The following is a 16,534-nucleotide window of genomic DNA, read 5'->3' as shown; positions in this document are numbered from 1 at the left end:
ATCCCGGACTATTTGTAACTGCCGGGCTTCGGCAGGCTCTTTGCGAACTCGGGCTTGAGGGTCGCAATCCAGGCGAGCGGATCCTGGCCGGCCTGCGGCATCAGGCTGTCGCCCTTGTAACGGACCATGTCGCCGATCACGGGAGACTGCTGCGCGGGTGTCTTCACGGTGACGCCGACGATCTGGTCGACGAGGCCGTCATTGTCCGCGCGCGTCTGCGCCGTGCCCGTCAGGGTCTCGACCTTGCTCCCCTTCATCGCCGCGGCGAGTTCGCCACGGGTCGGCCATTTGCCGCCGTTTTTCTGCATCGCGGCATCGTAGGCTGCCTTCACGTAGATCAGCGCGTTAGCCATCTTGATCGACGGGAACACCGGGTACTCGCCGAAGCGCGCTTTGTAGGCTTCGGCAAACTTCACCGTCTCCGGCTTATTCTTGGCGTCCGGCGACATCCACCAGCCATCACCGAGAACACCGACGATCACGCCGTCAGGCAACGGCACGCGTTGCAGCACGGTCTCGCCGAGCGCCAGGATGACCTGACTGGAGGTGAAGATTCCACGCGGTGCTGCCTGGCGGACGAAGTTCTCGAGGTCGGCGCCCCACAGATTTGAGAAGACCACGTCCGGGCGCGTGGTGGTAAGGCGCGAGATTTCGGTCTGATAGTTCGGCGAGCCGAGCTTCGGATAGAGTTCGGCGACGATCTCGACGTCCGGCTTCAGGGCCTTCAACGCCGCGGTGAAGATCTTGGCCGCGTCATGGCCGAAGGCATAGTCCGGATTGATGATCGCCACCGTCTTCAGATCAGGTTTGCGATCCAGCAGGTAGATCGCGTAGGCGATGAATTCGGGCACGGTGTTGCCGTTGGGCCGGAACACATATTTGCTCTTGCCATCCATCAGCAGCTGATGGGTATCGCAATTCCAACCGACAGTGGGGACCTCGAGTTGGTCGGCGAGCGGCGCCAGCGCCAGGCAATTCGCGCTCGAGAGGGCGGCGACCATAACCTGGTTCTTCGCATCACCGGCGAGCCGCCGATACTCCGCGATCACACCTTGCGCGCCCTGCGCCTCGTCGACATAGGTCGCACTGACCGGCACGCCTCCGATGCCGCCCTTTGCATTGATCTCGTCGATCATGAGGTCGGCCGCGTTCTTGCCCGGCATGCCGTAGGCTGCGGCAGGACCTGACGTGAACGTGAAGATGCCCAGCCCCAACGCGCTCGGCTTGTCCTGCGCAGCGGCCGGCGTTGCGGCTACCACACCGAGCGCGAGCGCCCCGGCAAGTCCGTCCACCGCCCATCGGACCTTGCCCTGCGGCACACCGCGATCCAACCTGAAGAGCCGTTCAAGTGACGACAGGTAACGCGAAACTCCGATAGAGATACCTCTGGACGTCATGACTTCTCTTCCCCCTGTGCTGGTCGAATGATGTTGTGCGGCAGCGATCCGGATCACACCGGATCGAAATAGTGCATCTCGAGAAGCAGACAGCCGTTCACGGACTTGAACGGGCCATGCGACGCATGCGGTGGCCGGCAGGCATAAGTGTTCGGCGGGAAGCTCTTGCCGCCCTCGCCCTTCGCATCATTGCCGACGATCAAATCGCCCGAGATCAGATAAACCTCTTCCCAATAGTCGTGGGAGAACGGCGCGGTGGTGTAGACGCCGGGCGCAAACCGCAGCAGCCGAGTCCGCGTCCCGCGCCGGTTCTCCTCGTCCAATCCGCCAGAGATGATCTTCTGCTGGATGCCGGCCGGATATCCCGCCGGCACTTCCCAGCCGGTGGTCATGTCGAGCGTATGGAATTCGTCGTGCTTCTTGTTGACGGGCATGCATTGTCTCCTTCGGATCAGGCAGCTTTGCTGGCGGCCGACACGCCGTTGAGGTCGTAGGAATCGAGCATGGTCTGCACTAGGCGGTCGGCGCCGGCCCAGTCATAGGTGCGATAGGAATGACCCTTGGTGACGAAGGTCGCGCCGGCGTAGAACATCTCGTATTGCTGATGGCGCGAGCCGAATTCCGAGCCGACGGCATCCCAGGCGAGCTTGTAGAATTTCACGCGATCGTGCGAGTTAGCCTTCGGCGACTGCTGGGTCTTGCCGACCAAGGCCGCGATCTCGGGGTTCTCGAAGTCCGCGACCGACGACGGCAGCATGATCATGCCGCCGCCGGCGAGCTCGCGGAGCGTGTTGATGACGTGTCCATAGAGCTGCTGCGTCAGCACCTGCGCGGAGTAGAGCGTGTGCCGGTCCGGGATGAAATAGGGGCCGACCTGCGTGCCCTTGGCCTCCATCGCAGCCACCAGCGCGTCGACCATGCCGGTCTCGGCCGCGAGCTGGCCGAGCATTTCGCGCACTTGCGGGAATTGGGTGACGCCGTTCATGTCGGCGGTCCGATGCGCAAGGCCGGTCAGGAACTTGAGCTTGACACTCAGACGCACCATCGCCTGGTAGTTCTGGTAGACGTGGCACGGCGTGCCGTGAAACTGCTTCTGGCACATCTCGACGTTGCCCTCGATGAAGACGCGGTCCCACGGCACCTTCACGTCGTCGAAATAGAGGACCGAGTCGTTCTCGTCGAAGCGGCTGGACAAGGGATTGTCGAACACGGCGCCGGCGGCATCCTCGTAGGACTTGCGCGACAGCATCTTGAGGCCCTTCGTGTTCATCGGAATCGCGAAGGACATCGCATAGCGCTCTTCGCCGGGACGCATCGGCTGGATGGTGGTGACGAACACCTCATCGGCGACCACGCCGCCGGTGGCGAGCATCTTGGCGCCGCGGATGGTGATGCCTTCGGAGTCGCGATCGACGACGCCCGCGGTGAGGAACGGATCGGCCTGTTCGGCTGCGCCTTTCGAGCGGTCCGCCTGCGGATTGATAATGACGTAGGTGAGGTAGAGGTCCTCGTCTCGGGCGTAGCGATAGTAGCTCTCGAGCGCGCCGGCACGCGCGGGATCATAGGCTTTGAACACGTCGAGCCCCATGTAGAGCCCGGAAATACAGGACGCCACGTGGTCCGGGGCGCGCCCCATGAAGCCGGCATGCAGCGAGGCCCACGCCTCCAGCGCCTTTCGCCGCGTGACGAGTTCGGCGTAGGAGGTCGGAAGCTGCCAGATGCGGTTGGCGCGACCTGCACCCGTGTCAAACGTCATCAGATCCGCGTTCGCCGGCGCGCTCGCGAAGTCGAACAGGCCCGCCATAGAGGTGGCGAGGTTGCGGAAGGCATGGTGTGTCGTGACATCGCTGACCGCGGCGCCGTTGATGTAGATCGTCCGGCCGTCCTTCAGGCCCGACAAATAATCCTTTGCGCTACGCATCGCAGGTCTCCGGTTCAAAGCTAGTAGTGGATGGGAAGCGGCCAGGTCGGCTCGCGCTCGGTTTCATCGACGAGATCGCGGTATCGACCGCGAAAGAAGATCAGGGGAGCAGCGGCCTCGGCGCGGCTCGCGTGCCTGATGACGCGGACAACGAAGATCACGTGATCGCCGCCCTCGTAGATCGCATACGGCGCGCATTCGAAATGCGCCATAGCGCCCGAGATCAGGGGCGCCTCGGCATGACCGACCGACGTCTTCACCTGATCCCATTTGTCGGAGAGAGCGCGCGCGAACTGGTTGGAAATCTGCTCCTGATCGCGCGCGAGAATGTTGACGGCGAAGCCCTTGGCTTCGAGCATTGCGGGCAGGCTGCGGGCCTTCCGGTCGACGCTGAAGAGAACGAGCGGCGGATCGAGCGAGACGGAATTGAACGAGCTCATGGTCATGCCGATGAGCTCTTCGCCCTTCCCGCGCGCGGTTACCACCGCAACGCCGGTGGCGAATTCGCCTAGGGCACGCCTGAATGCACGGTCCTCCATGGACACTGCCTCGTCGCCTGGTCCTGATTTATAATTCCGAGATAGCTTTCTGACAAAGCTACTTCGAGATGTCAAGCCCACTTGCTGGGCGGGCGCATGCGTGCTTCTTAAGCAGCCCGCAGCGTCATGATTTGGTGAGGAGATTGATCGCGTGACCGATGCGCTTTTGACGGCGTCGAAACCCGAGCTGCTCGACAAGGAAGGAGACCGTACGCTTCGCGGCCTCCTCTACGACTACTTCGCGTTCGGGCGCAGTCTGGAAGCCTGCCGGGAAATATTCGCAGGCTTTGTCGACCTGTCGCCTACCCAGTATCTGATCCTGATCGCGATCAAGAATTCCACAGCGGAAGAACCGATGGGAGTGAACCAGGTCGCCGAACGGCTGTACCTGAGCGGCGCTTTCGTCACCAACGAGATCAACAGACTGGTGTCCGATGGCTTTCTCGAGAAAACCCCCCATCCCGAAGACGGACGTCGGGTGCAACTTGCTCTGACCCAGCGTGGAATGAGCTTGTTGATCCGCCTTGCCGCATTGCAGCGACCGGTCAATGACGCACTCTTTGGAATGCTGACGCGCGAGGAATTCAAAATGCTAGGCCAGCTTTTGTCCCGGCTCGCATCAAACGCTGATAGCGCGTTGAAGCTGGCCGTACATATGCAGGCTACGCTCAAGTCGGAGGAGGAGCAGCGGGCCTCCACAGCGAGTCCGCCGGACTCTCGCAAGAAGCGGCGCGCAACGCGCCGCAGCGGTCGATAGCGGCAATCGGGAGGTTGGCGTTTTGTTCAACCCGCGGCTCAATTCGGAGGCGGAAGATACGCAAAACAAGAGCTGAAAGCTCAGACTAGCCGCACCCGTTTCGCACCAGAAACAGCCCGGTCGAAACGGGACGAACGCCATCGAAATCAAACGAAAGCGCAGCAAAATCAACGACGCTCGCCGCGGCCCGTCGCTCATAACGGTCTGGTTGCAGGTTCGAGTCCTGCCGGGCCCACCACGCTTCGCCGTTCGGGCTACGCGCGGCCCAGCCAAGCGGAGAACGAGGGGCGAAGCGCGGTGTCCGGCGTAGCTGGAGCGCAGCGGAAGCGAAGACGAACTGTTGCAGCAAGCTTCGGAGCGGCAAGCCAACGCCACACTTCAAAGTAAGCATGCGAAGGCTGCCGCGCCGGAGTTGGCGGTCGAAGCGTTCGCTGCCGTCAAACCGTGGCGGAGAGAGTGGTATTCGAACCGACGATTTTCGATCGATCCACTTCGAACACTGAGACTGCTCGTATAACATTCTCCCGAGCAGCCGATGGCGCTCCCCGCTCGTTCAAGGTGAAACCAGCCGCTTGCGGACAGCATACCGAACCAGCTCGGCGGTGGAGGACATCCTGAGCTTGCGCATGGCCGAGGCGCGGTGGGTCTCGACCGTCTTGACGCTCAGATTCAGGATCGCGCTTATCGACCTGTTGGTGTGCCCCTCTGCGATCAGCTGGACCACGCTCTCCTCGCGCGAGGTCAGCAGCATGTCGGCCCGGTTCTGCTTGTTCGCCTGGTAGTCGCGGAGCAGCTTCTCCAGCAGAACACTCGTGAAGTAGGGTCTGCCGTCGAGCAGCGCTTCGACCGCGGAAATGAGATGGTTGCGAGCGTCGGACTTGAACAGGAAGCCGCGGATTCCGGCCAGAATGGCCTCTGTCAGCAGCTCCTCGCTTTCATGCATCGTGAGGATAAGCACCTCGGTTTGAATGTGAAGCGCTCTGAGGCGGCGGCTGACCTCCAGGCCGTTGATGATCGGCATGGAATAATCGACGATCACGATGTCTGGCCTGGTTTCCAGCGCAAGCGTGACCGCCTGCTCACCATTGGTCGCCTCGCCGCTCACGATCCAGTTGGACCGCGTTTCAACAATCGCACGAAGTCCGGAGCGCACGATTTCATGGTCGTCCGCAATCAAGATGCGTTTCACGGGTCGTTCCCGTTTGCCTACCCTCGGCCAAGCCAGGTGGACTAGAGCGGTCATCGGCCGTCAGGTCGAACGATCATACGGCGTCCCACAAGAACGGTTATCCAGCAAAACCCTGAGAGATGCAGGCGAAGGTACTGACAGCCACGGATCGCCACGGCTTGCGATCAGGCCTCGACGAGTCCGCTCCGCACCGCGTAACGCACGAGGCCCGCCGTCGAGTTTACCTCCAGCTTGCGCATCGCCGCTGCACGATGTGCCTCCGTCGTCTTAACGCTCAGGTCGAGGATCGCGCTAATCCCTTTGTTGCTGTAGCCCTCGGCTACCAGCTTGACGACGAGCTGCTCGCGCGAGGTCAGCCCATGGTGGTGTCGTTCGCCGTGGGGGCCCGGCCCGCCATCGTATTCGATAATGCTATTCGTACAGAAGAACGGCCTATGCATCAGCAGCGACTCGACAGCCGCCAGCAGCAGCTTGTTCGCATCAGACTTCACCAAGAAAGCGCGGGCGCCGGCCTCGAACGCCTGCTGCGCTATCAGACCCGAATTGTGCACGGTGAAGATCAGGATCTCGGTTTGCAACCGATAGTCCCTCATACGCCGCGCCACCTCCACGCCGGTCATCCTCGGCATCGAGAAGTCCAGGATGGCGACGTGGGGCTGGCTCTGGATCGCCGCGGCGACCGCCTTGCCCCCGTCAGTGGCCTCGGCCACCACTTCCCAGTCCGCCCGCTGTTCGAGGACCGCCCGCAAACCCGATCGCACCGCTTCGTGATCGTCGGCTATGAGGATACGTTTCATGCAGCACACTCCCTATTCTTGACGGCGGTTCGGGTCACACTATCGACCCGCCGCCGCTGGCTAGTGTTCTTTCGCTGATTGTGTGCCGGTATCGGCCCTCGTATTGGTCGTGGTCCTGCGTCGATTGCGCCGATTCACTGCAAGGACGTGCGGGAAGACCGCGGACAGAACGGTACCGGAATGCGGCGCCATCCCGCTGGACTGGATGGCCAACGTACCTCCGATCCCGTGCAGTCTTGCTCGCATCGCGGGAATTCCGACGCCGCTCGATAGCGTCCCGGCACCCGGCCTGCCAGGGTGGGGAAGACCGCGTCCATTGTCGCTGATCATCAATTGGAAACGACTGTCGACAACATCGATGACGATTGCCACCTCCGTCGCTTTTGCGTGACGGAAGACGTTCGTCAGAGCCTCCTGAACAACGCGCAGCAGCGAGCGTTGGGCCTCATAAGGTAACCCATCGACCTCCGGCACGATGTTCACCCTCACATGCAACGAGGTGCGCGCCGCGAACCCTTCCGCGTAGCCTTCGATCGTGGCCTTCAATCCGTCACCCGTCAGATCCCGCGGATGCAGCAGATAGGCAAAAGCCCGGAGCTCCCGGAGCGCTTCATCAATCGACGCGTCGATTTCGTCGCAGATCCGTTCGGCGGCTTGTGTGCCGTCAAGCTGGCCGCGGATCCGCATCAAGCCGAGACTCGCGGCAATCAGATGTTGACAGGTCGAATCGTGGAGATCGGAAGCGATCCGCTGCTGAATGCTCTCCTGAAGCGACAGCAGGCCAGCTTCGACATCCAGCCCGTTCCCCCATGTGGTGGGGTCCTCGAAGCGAACGTCGCGCGCCTCGCGATGGCAGCCGATCAACCGGACGACACCGCGGGTCGCGGGATCCAGGATCGGCGTGACCGTCGTTTCCCTCGTGCGGGATGAACCACCAAACGCCAGCCGCTGCCGGATCCTGATCTCAGCCTTCTCCGCGAGGCTCGCCCGAAGTGCTTCGCAGACAGATCTCGCGTCATCCGCGCTCAGGCAATCGGATACATCCATGTCGAGCACGTCTCGCGACGATACGCCGAGCCGGGACTCGAATGCCGGATTGATGCTCTCGTAGACGAAATGTTCGCAAAAGGAGGGGCGCGCGACGAAGAGGAGATCTGCAGAAGAGTTCCAGTAAAGCTCCTCGGTCGATGGTTGCAAACCTACGCGCAGCCAGCGCTTGGGACTGGTTTGCCTCGACTCTCTGGCGGGGGAGCCATGTGGCTTCACTGTACTACTCACTCTATTCCGGCGACTCCCGATATTGGCCACGACGACAATAGCGGGGTCTCTCCCCACCCTGCCGGCGAGAAATCCTCCACCGAATTCGGAATAGCGCACCTGCGGGGTCAATCAACTATACACCCAGCGAACCGCTCATTCAACATGAGGTAGTATTCGTGGGGGATTGAAATCTTGGCCTTCGTCAAGGGCCGCCGAATCTCAAATCCGATGCAATAGAGAGTAAAAATGGCGATGCGCGGCGAACGAGCCCGAATGGGATCGTCGCGCCGCCATTCCGTGGTCGCCGGGCGTCCTCCACCGTTCCCCCCCTAATGCGCTGACAGGTTCGCCAGGGCTATCGGCTACTGCTCGTGTCCGACTTCTTCTTTCTGGTCGCCTTCGCGGGCGGTGCCGCCGGGGCCGGCGCAATTGCGAGCGGGTGAGATGGTTGCTCCAGACGGCGCGTCGCGGCATCATCCCGAAGTGCATCGGTATCGAGTCGATGGCTACGATCGACCGCATCGCGAGGATCGGCCAGCACGACCGTCGTCATCATGCTTGAGATGATGAGGCAGGTCAGCATTAGAAGGCGTCTTGCCGGCATCTCTCGAGCACCTCTAAAAGGCAAAGTCCAGGCGAGGCCCAATCCGAACGTCCCTGTATCGCCGCAGCGGGACGTTCGAGGTTCGTGCCTCGTAGAGCACGGTCGTCGTGAGCGACACGTTGTTGGCAACGTTGTACTTCAGGCCGAGGTCAACCGAATAGAGCTGATCCTGGCGACCGGTATTGAGTCCATCGGTGAACCAATAGGCTTCGAACAGGGGCGTACTGACGATCGACCATCTGGGATCAAGCTTGACCTCGATTCCGAGCACGGCGTCAAAGCGCCAGCGGCGCGCCTCGGCCAGATCGGAGAAACGGTAGGTCAAAAGCACTAGTGGCGAGAACGTCGCGTTGCCAACGCGGAAATCGCGCGCGACTGAGCCCATCACGTCGTGGGACGTGAAGGCGAGATCGCGGTAGATGCCATCGAAATCATATCGATTTTCGTAAATGCCAGACAAGCGCCAGCCGTCCCAGTTCTCGGTCAGACGCGCGCCCATACGCGCGACGGCGAAATTGCCGTCCTTTTCCCGCGAAAAGGCTTCGTATTGAGCCCGCGCATAGAGCCGGTATGACAGATCGTTGGTGAGGTTCCCGTCAAGCCTGACGCTCACGTCTGGCGCGTAATAGACGTCGGACCTGCGGTTATCGCGGGTGAAGAGCGCGTTGTCGGTGAAAGTCGGCGAGATGGAGCCAACGACGCTCCAGGACGGGGCTTGGTAATAAGGAACCGCGTAGGAGGATGTAGCGGCTCCGCTCGATTTGAAGTCGGTGAGATCGAGGTCCGCCGCCCAAGCCGTACTACTGCCGAGCAGTGCGGCAACCGGCAGAAAAAATCCAGACGGTCGCATAGGTCCCCTCCGATGCTGCAGCCGGACACCGGGATTCGTGTCACACTGCGCGCCGATTGTGGCGTGTTAATGTTCAGATGATAAATCACAGGTTGATCTGGGTCGATTCCTCCGCCGGCTAGTAGTCGACCGGATCCCTGGTAATCGGGCAGGTCATGCAGTGACCACCGCCGCGGCCGCGGCCGAGCTCCGCGCCGACGATGGTGATCACTTCGATTCCCTCCTTGCGCAGCAGCGTATTGGTGTAGGTGTTGCGATCGTAGGCGAAGACGACGCCTGGAGAGGCGCAAACCAGGTTAGCGCCGCTGTCCCACTGGGTTCGTTCGCGCAGATAGGCATTGCCACCGGTCTCCACGACGCGGAGCTTCTTCAGGCCGAGCGCCCCAGCCACGACGTCGACGAAAGGCTTCTCGTCCTTGCGCAGCTCGATTCCGGCAGAGTTGTCCGCCGGCCGGTAGGAGTACGCCGTGATGTTATTGACGATATCGGGGTAAAGCAGCACGCAATCCCGATCGGCGAACGTGAAGACCGTGTCGAGATGCATCGCCGCACGCAGCTTGGGCATGGCCGCCACGATGACGCGCTCAGCGGCCTTTTTCCTGAAAAGAGCGGCGGCAAGCTGGCTGATCGCCTGTCTCGATGTCCGTTCGCTCAATCCGATCAGGACGTTTCCCTTCCCGATCGGCATCACATCGCCACCTTCCAGAGTGGCAAGGCCGTGATCCTGAGTCGGATCGCCCCACCAGACGTGGACCTTGCCGGCGAAATCCGGATGGAACTTGTAAATGGCGGCGGCGAGGATCGGCTCCTCGTGACGCGCCGGCCAGAACAGCGAATTCAACGTTACGCCGCCATAGATCCAGCAGGTGGTATCGCGCGTGTACAGCGTGTTCGGAAGTGGCGGCAGCAGATACTCGGTCATGCCGGCCGCCTCCCGGATCAACCGGAGCATTTCACCGCCATGTGCGTCGGGGAAATCGTGGGTCGACAATCCGCCGATCAGGGTTTCCGCCAGCGCGCGGGGGGCGAGGCTTTCCAGATAGCCGCGGAGCTCGTCAATCAGGCCGAGGCCGACCTGGTTTGGGACCACCTGATTGTCGAGGATCCATCGCCTGGCCTCCGGGATGGCGACGGTGTCCGCGAGCAGATTGTGCATCTCGACGACCTCGATGCCGCGGTCGCGCATCTTCTGCACGAAGTCGAAATGGTCGCGCTTGGCATTGTCGACCCAAAGGACGTCGTCGAACAGCAGCGTGTCACAATTGGTCGGAGTGAGACGCTGGTGAGCGCGGCCCGGCGAGCAGACCATTACTTTGCGCAACTGACCGACTTCCGAATGAACGCCAAAAGGAAGCGCTCCGTTTGATGTCTGTTGTGTCATGAGCGCAACCTCCGCAATCGATCCGCCTAGATCGTGATGTAGCCGGTGGCGAGGCCGTGAATGCCGACGGCCGCGCCGATCGCAGCCACGATGAAGATGCCCCACTCCACCGGTGCAAAAATCCTCGCCTTCTGTTGGACCCGCGCCCAGACATACAGCGCCGTGCCGGGCACGTAGAGCAGCGCGGATAGCAGCAGGTATTTCATTCCGGCCGCGTAGATCAGGAAGAGTGTGTAGATGACGGCGATGCCGGTGAAGATCAGATCTCGTCTGTGCTCGCCCGCGCTCTTCTCGTACGTCTCGCCGCGCTTCACCAGCAGCAATCCGTAGGCGGCGACCAGGAAGAACGGAATGAGGTTCATGACGCTCGTGAGATTGAGCATCAGCGAGAAGGCATCCCGGGACCAATATGTGCTGATGACGAAGAGCTGCACCACGATATTGGTCAGCCAGAGCGCGGCGGCCGGCACCTTGTTGGCGTTCTCGGTACCGAACACGCGCGGCATGTCCCGGGTTCGACCGGCCGCCGAAAGCACCTCGGCGCAGATCAGCGACCAGGCGAGATAGGCGCCGAGCACCGAGACCAGGAGCCCGATGCTGACGAAGACGGCACCCCAATGTCCGACCACTGCCTCCAGCACCGTGGCCATTGACGGTTGCCGCATGTCTGCAATCTCCGCACGCGGCAGCACGGCATAAGGCAGCATGGTGACGAGCACCATCAGGCTCGTGACGACCAGGAAGCCCATGATCGTCGCCGCGCCGACGTCGGACCGCTCCTTGGCGTAGCGGGAATAGACACTGGCCCCCTCGATCCCGAGAAAGACGAACACCGTGACCAGCATGGTCGCGCGGATCTGCTCGAAGAGTCCCGTGTCCGGCATGCCCTCGCCGCCCCAGAAATTGGCACGGAACAGGTCGGCCTTGAAGGCAAGGATCAGGATGACGATGAAGATCAGGATCGGCACGATCTTGGCGATGGTGACGATCGTATTGATCGCGGCGGCCTGCTGCACCCCGCGCAGGATCATGAAGTGGAACAGCCAGATCCCGATCGAGGCTACGACGATCGCGATGACCGTATTGCCGTCGCCGAACACGGGAAAGAACGCGCCCAGGGTCGATTTGATGAGGACCCAGTAGGACACGTTGCCGATGCAACTTCCCATCCAGTAACCGAGCGCCGACAGGAATCCGGGATAGTCGCCAAAGCCCTCTTTCGCATAGGCATAAACACCGGCATCCAGACCAGGCTTTCGCTCGGCCAGAGACTGGAACACGCGCGCCATGGTGTACATGCCACCGCCTGCGATGCACCAGGCGAGGATGGCGCCGAAGGGACCGGTTGCGGTGCCGAAGGTTCTGGGCAGCGAGAAGATGCCGGAGCCGACCATGGAGCCGACGACCATTCCCGTCAGTGCGAACAATGAGAGCTTCTGGGCCGATGTCGTCGCAGTCATTGAATGGCCTCGAAGAGCGAGCGAAGACCGACGCCGTCATCGATGTCTCGAACGATGCGTTGCCGACCTCCTCATTGCGAGATCGAACCATGCGCCGTGGCCTCGGCCCGGCCCATCAGGTGATTACCTAGTCGCTGTCCGGGATTACCCTCGCGCCGGGCTGGAAGCATCGGAAGCTGGCGCCATTTCTTTCCCGCCGAACCAGGCGACATACAAGGTCGGCAGCAGCACCAGAGTTAGAACGGTTGCGACGAGCAGGCCGCCCATGATCGCAAAGGCCATCGGCCCCCAGAAGACGGTCGGCGCTATCGGGATCATGCCGAGTACGGTTGAGACGGCCGTCAGCATGATCGGACGAAAGCGGGAGCTGCTTGCATCCACTGCCGCCTGCCAGGGCCCCTTCCCTTGCAAGCGCTCCGCCTCGATTTGCCCGATCAGGATCACCGCGTTCTTGCTAATCATGCCAAGCAGCGCCAACACGCCGAGGATGGCGACGAAGCCCAGCGGCCGCCCGGACACGAGCAGCGCCGCGACGACGCCGATCAGGCCGAGCGGCGCGACGCTAACGACCATCAATAGTCGCGGGAAGCTCTGCAGCTGCACCATCAGCACCGTAAACATGACGAACAACATCATCGGTACGACTGCCATCACGGACGACCTCGAATTTCGGCTCTCCTCCACCGTGCCGCCGACCACGACATCGTAGGAACGCGGCAGAGTGGCCTTCAGCTTGGCGATAGCGGGAGCCAGCCGATTGACCACCGTCTCCGGCGGCATCTCGTCGGGAACGGCGGCCCGCACCGTCAGGGTCGGCATGCGATCGCGCCGCCAGATCAGCGGAAACTCCTGACCGTATTCGAAGGTGGCAAACTGGCTTAGCGGAACGGTCTGCCCTCCCGGGATCGGCACCTGCAGCGTCCGCAAGCTCGGCAGCGAGACGCGCTGCTCGTCCGTTGCGCGGGCCAGCACATCGACGAGGTAGATATCGTCCCGCACCTGGGTCACGGGCAGGCCGGAGATCACGGTGTTCAGAACGATTGAGATCGCCTGCGAGCTCAGGCCGAGACGGCGCGCCTCATCCTGGTTGACGCGAACGCGGATCTGGCGATCCGGCTCCATCCAGTCGAAATTGAGGCTCTTGGCCCTCGGATCGGAGCCGACGATCCGCGCGACTTCGACCGCGATGTCACGCACGAGCTCGACGTCGGGACCGCTGACGCGATACTGCAGCGGCCATCCCACGGGGGGACCGAGCCCAAGCGGCGAAACCGAGGAGATGGCGTTCGGGAATTCTTCCACAAGGAACCGTTCCAGCTTGGCATGCAGGCGCTCGCGTGCCGCGACGTCTTTGGCCACAACGACCGCCTGGGTGAAGAAGTCATTCGGCAGCTCGACGCTGAGCGGCAGATAGAAGCGGATCGCACCGCGCCCGACATTGGTACTCCAATGACCAACGTCGGGATCACCGGTCAGTACTTGATCGAGGCGCTTGGCCGCCGCCTCGCTGGCGTAAATCGATGCATTCTGCGGCAGGCCGATGTCCACAAGAAGTTCCGGCCGGTCGGACAATGGAAAGAACTGCTGCGGAACCAGCGGAAGCGCGAGCACAGAAGCGAGAAAAAGCGCAACCGTCGCGCCGATCGTCAGCCATTTGGCGCGGATCGCCAGGACCAGGAAGCGCCGGTACAGGCGAAAGGCCATTCCCGGCGCATCGGCTGTGGTCTTGGGCGGCGCGAGGATAGCGACGCCGAGCAGCGGCGTGAAGATGACGGCGACGAACCACGACGCCAGGAGAGCGATCGTAACCACCACAAACAGCGAGAACGTGTATTCGCCGGCCGCGCTGGCTGCAAAGCCCACCGGAATGAACCCGGCGATCGTTACGAGTGTGCCCGTGAGCATGGCGAATGCATGCGTGCGAAAGGCGTAGGCCGCGGCCGCGATCTTGCCGTCGCCCAGCGCCAACCGATTAAGCGTGGCGTCCGTCGTCGTCATGGCGTCGTCGACCAGCAGCGCGAGCGCGATGATGAGAGCGCCGAGGGAAATTCGCTGCATATCGATGCGAAGAAACTCCATCGTCGGGAACACGATCGCAAGCGTGAGCGGAATAGCCAGTGCGATGATGAGGCCCGGCCGAACGCCGAGGCTGATGAAGCTCACGACGAGGATGATCGCGATCGCCTGCACCAGCGAGGTCATGAACTCGCGGATCGCTTTGTCCACCACGACGGCTTGGTCGGCCACGAGGCTCGGTTCGATTCCGATCGGCAGATCGGCCGTGATCTCTGCCATCGCCGCCTTGATGTTCCTGCCGAGAACGAGAATATCGCCGCCCTCGCGCATCGCGATCGCGAGCCCGATCGCTGGACGACCGCCGACCCGGAACAGCGGTTGCGGCGGATCGGCATAGCCTCGCCGTACCGTCGCGAGATCGCTCAGACGTAGCGTGCGACCGCCCGCGCTGAAGTTGATGTCGGCAATGTCCTGCTCCGACTGGAACGCCCCGGACACCCGAAACGAAATTCGCTCGGTCCCGGTCTGGATGGTGCCGGCCGGGCTCACGATATTCTGTGCCTGCAGGGCGGCGATCAGAGCCGTGCGATCGACCCCGAGACTTGCGAGTTGCCGTTTCGAGAACTCGACGAAGATCACTTCGTCCTGCGCACCCAGCAGTTCGATCTTCGCGACATCGGGCACGTCTAGAAGACGCGAGCGGACCGCCTCGACCCAGTCACGCAGCTCGCGCTGGGTAAATCCATCACTGGTGAATCCATAGATGATCCCGAACGTGTCGCCGAAATCGTCATTGAACGCTGGCCCCACGATGCCCGCCGGCAGCGTGTGACGGATGTCCCCGATGGATTTCCTCACCTGGTACCAGGTATCGGAGACGTCCCTTGCGTTGGCGCTCCCCTTCAAGTTCACGAAAATAGTGGTGAGACCGGCCCGAGTGAAGCTGCGCAGGAAGTCCAGATGTGGCGTCTCTTGCAACCGCCGCTCGAGCCGTTCGGTCACCTGCTTCATCGTCTCTTCGGCCGTCGCTCCAGGCCAGGCCGCTTGAACAACCATAGTCCTGATGGTGAATGCAGGATCTTCGTTCCGGCCCAGCCGCAGATAGGACAGCACGCCGGCGATGACGGCGGCAATCATCAGATAAATGACGAGCGAGCGGCGCCCGAGCGCCCATTCCGAGAGGTTGAGCCCGGTCATGGCTCCGACCCAAGGACGCGCACCCGCTGACCCGGATGAAGTGCCTGGACGCCCGCGGTCACCACGACCTCGCCTATGTCCAAACCTTGCGAGATGATCACCTGCGCCTGATCGAACCTCAAGACGTCGACATTGCGGATGGCGACCGTCTTCGTCGCGGGATCCAGGATCCAGACCGCCGGCTGGCGATTCATCCTGGTCAGCGCCGTTGCCGGAATGTCGATCATTGGTCCGGCGCTCATCTCGACGCGCCCCGTGACAGTCGCCCCCAGCCGCATCGCGGCAGGGGGATCGCGAAGTCCTATCTTGATCTCAACGGTTCGCGTGAGCGGATTGGCCTGCGCGGCAACCTGCCGGATACGCCCTTCCGCAGTCACCGCTGGATCGTCCGTTAGACTGACGCTCACCTGCAGATTGGACGGTGCCGCGCGGACGAATCGAGCCGGCATGTCGAAGACCGCGTCTCGGCCATCCTGCCGCGCGATCCGCGCAATCGTCTGTCCGGCCTGGACGACCTCTCCGGCGGCGGGCCCCGTTTCGGTTATCTTGCCCGGTGCATCGGCCCGCAGCTCGGTGAAGCTGACCTGGTCGTGGGCGGAATTCAACTGAGCTTCGGCCATTTCAACATTCGATTGCGCAGTCTGTTGCGCCTGCGTCGCGGCCTCGAAGTTGGCGCGCGTGGTCCATCCCTGCGCCAACAGAGTCTGCTGGCGTTCGAAATGATTGCGTGCCTGAGTGAGCTGGCCCTGAGCTGCGGCAAGGGCGGCCTGCGCCTGCCGCAACGCGCTGAGTTGGTCCTGCGATTCAAGCTGCGCCAACAGCTGGCCGGCCTCGACGCGCTCACCGAGCCGGATGTCGCTCGAGTGCAGCCGACCGGAAATTCGAAATGCCAGATTCACTTCGTCTTCGGCTTCGATGCGGCCGGAAAAGGTGAGGGGCGTGAGTTGATCCCGCTTCTCGACTGTCATGGTGCGGACGGGACGCGCCGGCGTCGGCAGGGAGACCGTCGCCGCCTCCCTCTCACAGGCGACCAGCAGCAACGCAGAAACCCCTGCAACAAGCGTCGTGCTCAGTGACCGCAGCTGCATGAATCGACCCGTCCGTGCCGCTGAGGATTTTGCGGAGAATTCATCCCGCTTGTATCGGTAAATCTACTGAGCATCCGC

14 protein-coding genes are annotated in these 16,534 nt (G+C 62.2%); 1 reads left to right on the top strand and 13 read right to left on the bottom strand.

All coding sequences use genetic code 11. The annotated features are described in order from the left end of the window. Window positions 1-8: 8 nt before the first annotated feature. From GA0061099_RS25335 to GA0061099_RS25320, 4 genes are read right to left on the bottom strand one after another with little or no spacing between them, the layout of a single operon-like run. Window positions 9-1,397, bottom strand: coding sequence for an ABC transporter substrate-binding protein (locus GA0061099_RS25335; protein WP_225151562.1), 1,389 nt, complete (start codon window positions 1,395-1,397; stop codon window positions 9-11). A 53-nt stretch (window positions 1,398-1,450) separates the two neighbouring features. Beyond that, complete coding sequence (locus GA0061099_RS25330) at window positions 1,451-1,831, bottom strand: cupin (RefSeq protein WP_036026633.1); 381 nt, start codon at window positions 1,829-1,831, stop codon at window positions 1,451-1,453. 17 nt (window positions 1,832-1,848) lie between these two features. Continuing rightward, a complete protein-coding gene (locus tag GA0061099_RS25325) occupies window positions 1,849-3,318 on the bottom strand; it encodes a 4-hydroxyphenylacetate 3-hydroxylase family protein (protein ID WP_036026634.1) in 1,470 nt (489 codons plus the stop codon). A gap of 20 nt (window positions 3,319-3,338) precedes the next feature. Beyond that, the gene (locus GA0061099_RS25320; protein WP_036026635.1) at window positions 3,339-3,857 is read right to left on the bottom strand and encodes a flavin reductase family protein; all 519 of its coding nucleotides are present in this window, start codon (window positions 3,855-3,857) and stop codon (window positions 3,339-3,341) included. 151 nt (window positions 3,858-4,008) lie between these two features. Between GA0061099_RS25320 and GA0061099_RS25315 the strand changes: the two genes are divergently transcribed. Beyond that, a complete protein-coding gene (locus GA0061099_RS25315; protein WP_036026637.1) occupies window positions 4,009-4,614 on the top strand; it encodes a MarR family winged helix-turn-helix transcriptional regulator in 606 nt (201 codons plus the stop codon). A gap of 553 nt (window positions 4,615-5,167) precedes the next feature. Here the strand turns inward: GA0061099_RS25315 and GA0061099_RS25310 are convergent. The 9 genes from GA0061099_RS25310 to GA0061099_RS25275 all read right to left on the bottom strand — a co-directional run bounded on the left by GA0061099_RS25310 (window position 5,168) and on the right by GA0061099_RS25275 (window position 16,456). Next, entirely contained in the window at window positions 5,168-5,803 is a 636-nt protein-coding gene (locus GA0061099_RS25310; RefSeq protein ID WP_036011470.1) for a response regulator, read from the bottom strand. Window positions 5,804-5,967: 164 nt separating this feature from the next. Further along, window positions 5,968-6,600 (bottom strand): response regulator, encoded by a 633-nt coding sequence (locus GA0061099_RS25305; protein ID WP_036011473.1) that lies wholly within the window; start codon window positions 6,598-6,600, stop codon window positions 5,968-5,970. Between the two features lie 60 nt (window positions 6,601-6,660). Continuing rightward, window positions 6,661-7,866, bottom strand: coding sequence for a sensor histidine kinase (locus tag GA0061099_RS25300; RefSeq protein ID WP_036011612.1), 1,206 nt, complete (start codon window positions 7,864-7,866; stop codon window positions 6,661-6,663). Between the two features lie 349 nt (window positions 7,867-8,215). Continuing rightward, a complete protein-coding gene (locus GA0061099_RS40275; RefSeq protein WP_141697668.1) occupies window positions 8,216-8,443 on the bottom strand; it encodes a hypothetical protein in 228 nt (75 codons plus the stop codon). Between the two features lie 34 nt (window positions 8,444-8,477). Next, window positions 8,478-9,314, bottom strand: coding sequence for an outer membrane beta-barrel protein (locus GA0061099_RS25295; RefSeq protein ID WP_036011475.1), 837 nt, complete (start codon window positions 9,312-9,314; stop codon window positions 8,478-8,480). Window positions 9,315-9,432: 118 nt separating this feature from the next. Then, on the bottom strand, window positions 9,433-10,695 hold the full coding sequence (gene arcA / locus GA0061099_RS25290) for an arginine deiminase (RefSeq protein WP_036011477.1): 1,263 nt from the start codon (window positions 10,693-10,695) through the stop codon (window positions 9,433-9,435). Window positions 10,696-10,721: 26 nt separating this feature from the next. After that, a complete protein-coding gene (locus GA0061099_RS25285; protein WP_036011479.1) occupies window positions 10,722-12,155 on the bottom strand; it encodes a basic amino acid/polyamine antiporter in 1,434 nt (477 codons plus the stop codon). Window positions 12,156-12,299: 144 nt separating this feature from the next. Then, entirely contained in the window at window positions 12,300-15,368 is a 3,069-nt protein-coding gene (locus tag GA0061099_RS25280; protein WP_074448102.1) for an efflux RND transporter permease subunit, read from the bottom strand. Beyond that, window positions 15,365-16,456 carry an efflux RND transporter periplasmic adaptor subunit gene (locus tag GA0061099_RS25275; RefSeq protein WP_036026639.1) on the bottom strand — a complete coding sequence of 364 codons (1,092 nt, stop codon included), beginning with the start codon at window positions 16,454-16,456 and terminating at the stop codon, window positions 15,365-15,367. The genes GA0061099_RS25280 and GA0061099_RS25275 overlap by 4 nt, the downstream gene beginning before the upstream one ends. Window positions 16,457-16,534 lie beyond the last annotated feature (78 nt).

The sequence above is a fragment of the Bradyrhizobium yuanmingense genome (assembly GCF_900094575.1).
Classification (GTDB): domain Bacteria; phylum Pseudomonadota; class Alphaproteobacteria; order Rhizobiales; family Xanthobacteraceae; genus Bradyrhizobium; species Bradyrhizobium yuanmingense.
This window is presented reverse-complemented; position numbering and strand designations above follow the sequence as displayed.

What these genes read in the sequence shown, in the direction of transcription:
- GA0061099_RS25295 (WP_036011475.1), bottom strand. Translation starts at nt 9,314, where the DNA reads ATGCGACCGTCTGGATTTTTTCTGCCGGTTGCCGCACTGCTCGGCAGT.
- GA0061099_RS25335 (WP_225151562.1), bottom strand. Translation starts at nt 1,397, where the DNA reads ATGACGTCCAGAGGTATCTCTATCGGAGTTTCGCGTTACCTGTCGTCA.
- GA0061099_RS25305 (WP_036011473.1), bottom strand. Translation starts at nt 6,600, where the DNA reads ATGAAACGTATCCTCATAGCCGACGATCACGAAGCGGTGCGATCGGGT.
- GA0061099_RS25330 (WP_036026633.1), bottom strand. Translation starts at nt 1,831, where the DNA reads ATGCCCGTCAACAAGAAGCACGACGAATTCCATACGCTCGACATGACC.
- GA0061099_RS40275 (WP_141697668.1), bottom strand. Translation starts at nt 8,443, where the DNA reads ATGCTGACCTGCCTCATCATCTCAAGCATGATGACGACGGTCGTGCTG.
- GA0061099_RS25320 (WP_036026635.1), bottom strand. Translation starts at nt 3,857, where the DNA reads ATGGAGGACCGTGCATTCAGGCGTGCCCTAGGCGAATTCGCCACCGGC.
- arcA (WP_036011477.1), bottom strand. Translation starts at nt 10,695, where the DNA reads ATGACACAACAGACATCAAACGGAGCGCTTCCTTTTGGCGTTCATTCG.
- GA0061099_RS25280 (WP_074448102.1), bottom strand. Translation starts at nt 15,368, where the DNA reads ATGACCGGGCTCAACCTCTCGGAATGGGCGCTCGGGCGCCGCTCGCTC.
- GA0061099_RS25275 (WP_036026639.1), bottom strand. Translation starts at nt 16,456, where the DNA reads ATGCAGCTGCGGTCACTGAGCACGACGCTTGTTGCAGGGGTTTCTGCG.
- GA0061099_RS25325 (WP_036026634.1), bottom strand. Translation starts at nt 3,318, where the DNA reads ATGCGTAGCGCAAAGGATTATTTGTCGGGCCTGAAGGACGGCCGGACG.
- GA0061099_RS25285 (WP_036011479.1), bottom strand. Translation starts at nt 12,155, where the DNA reads ATGACTGCGACGACATCGGCCCAGAAGCTCTCATTGTTCGCACTGACG.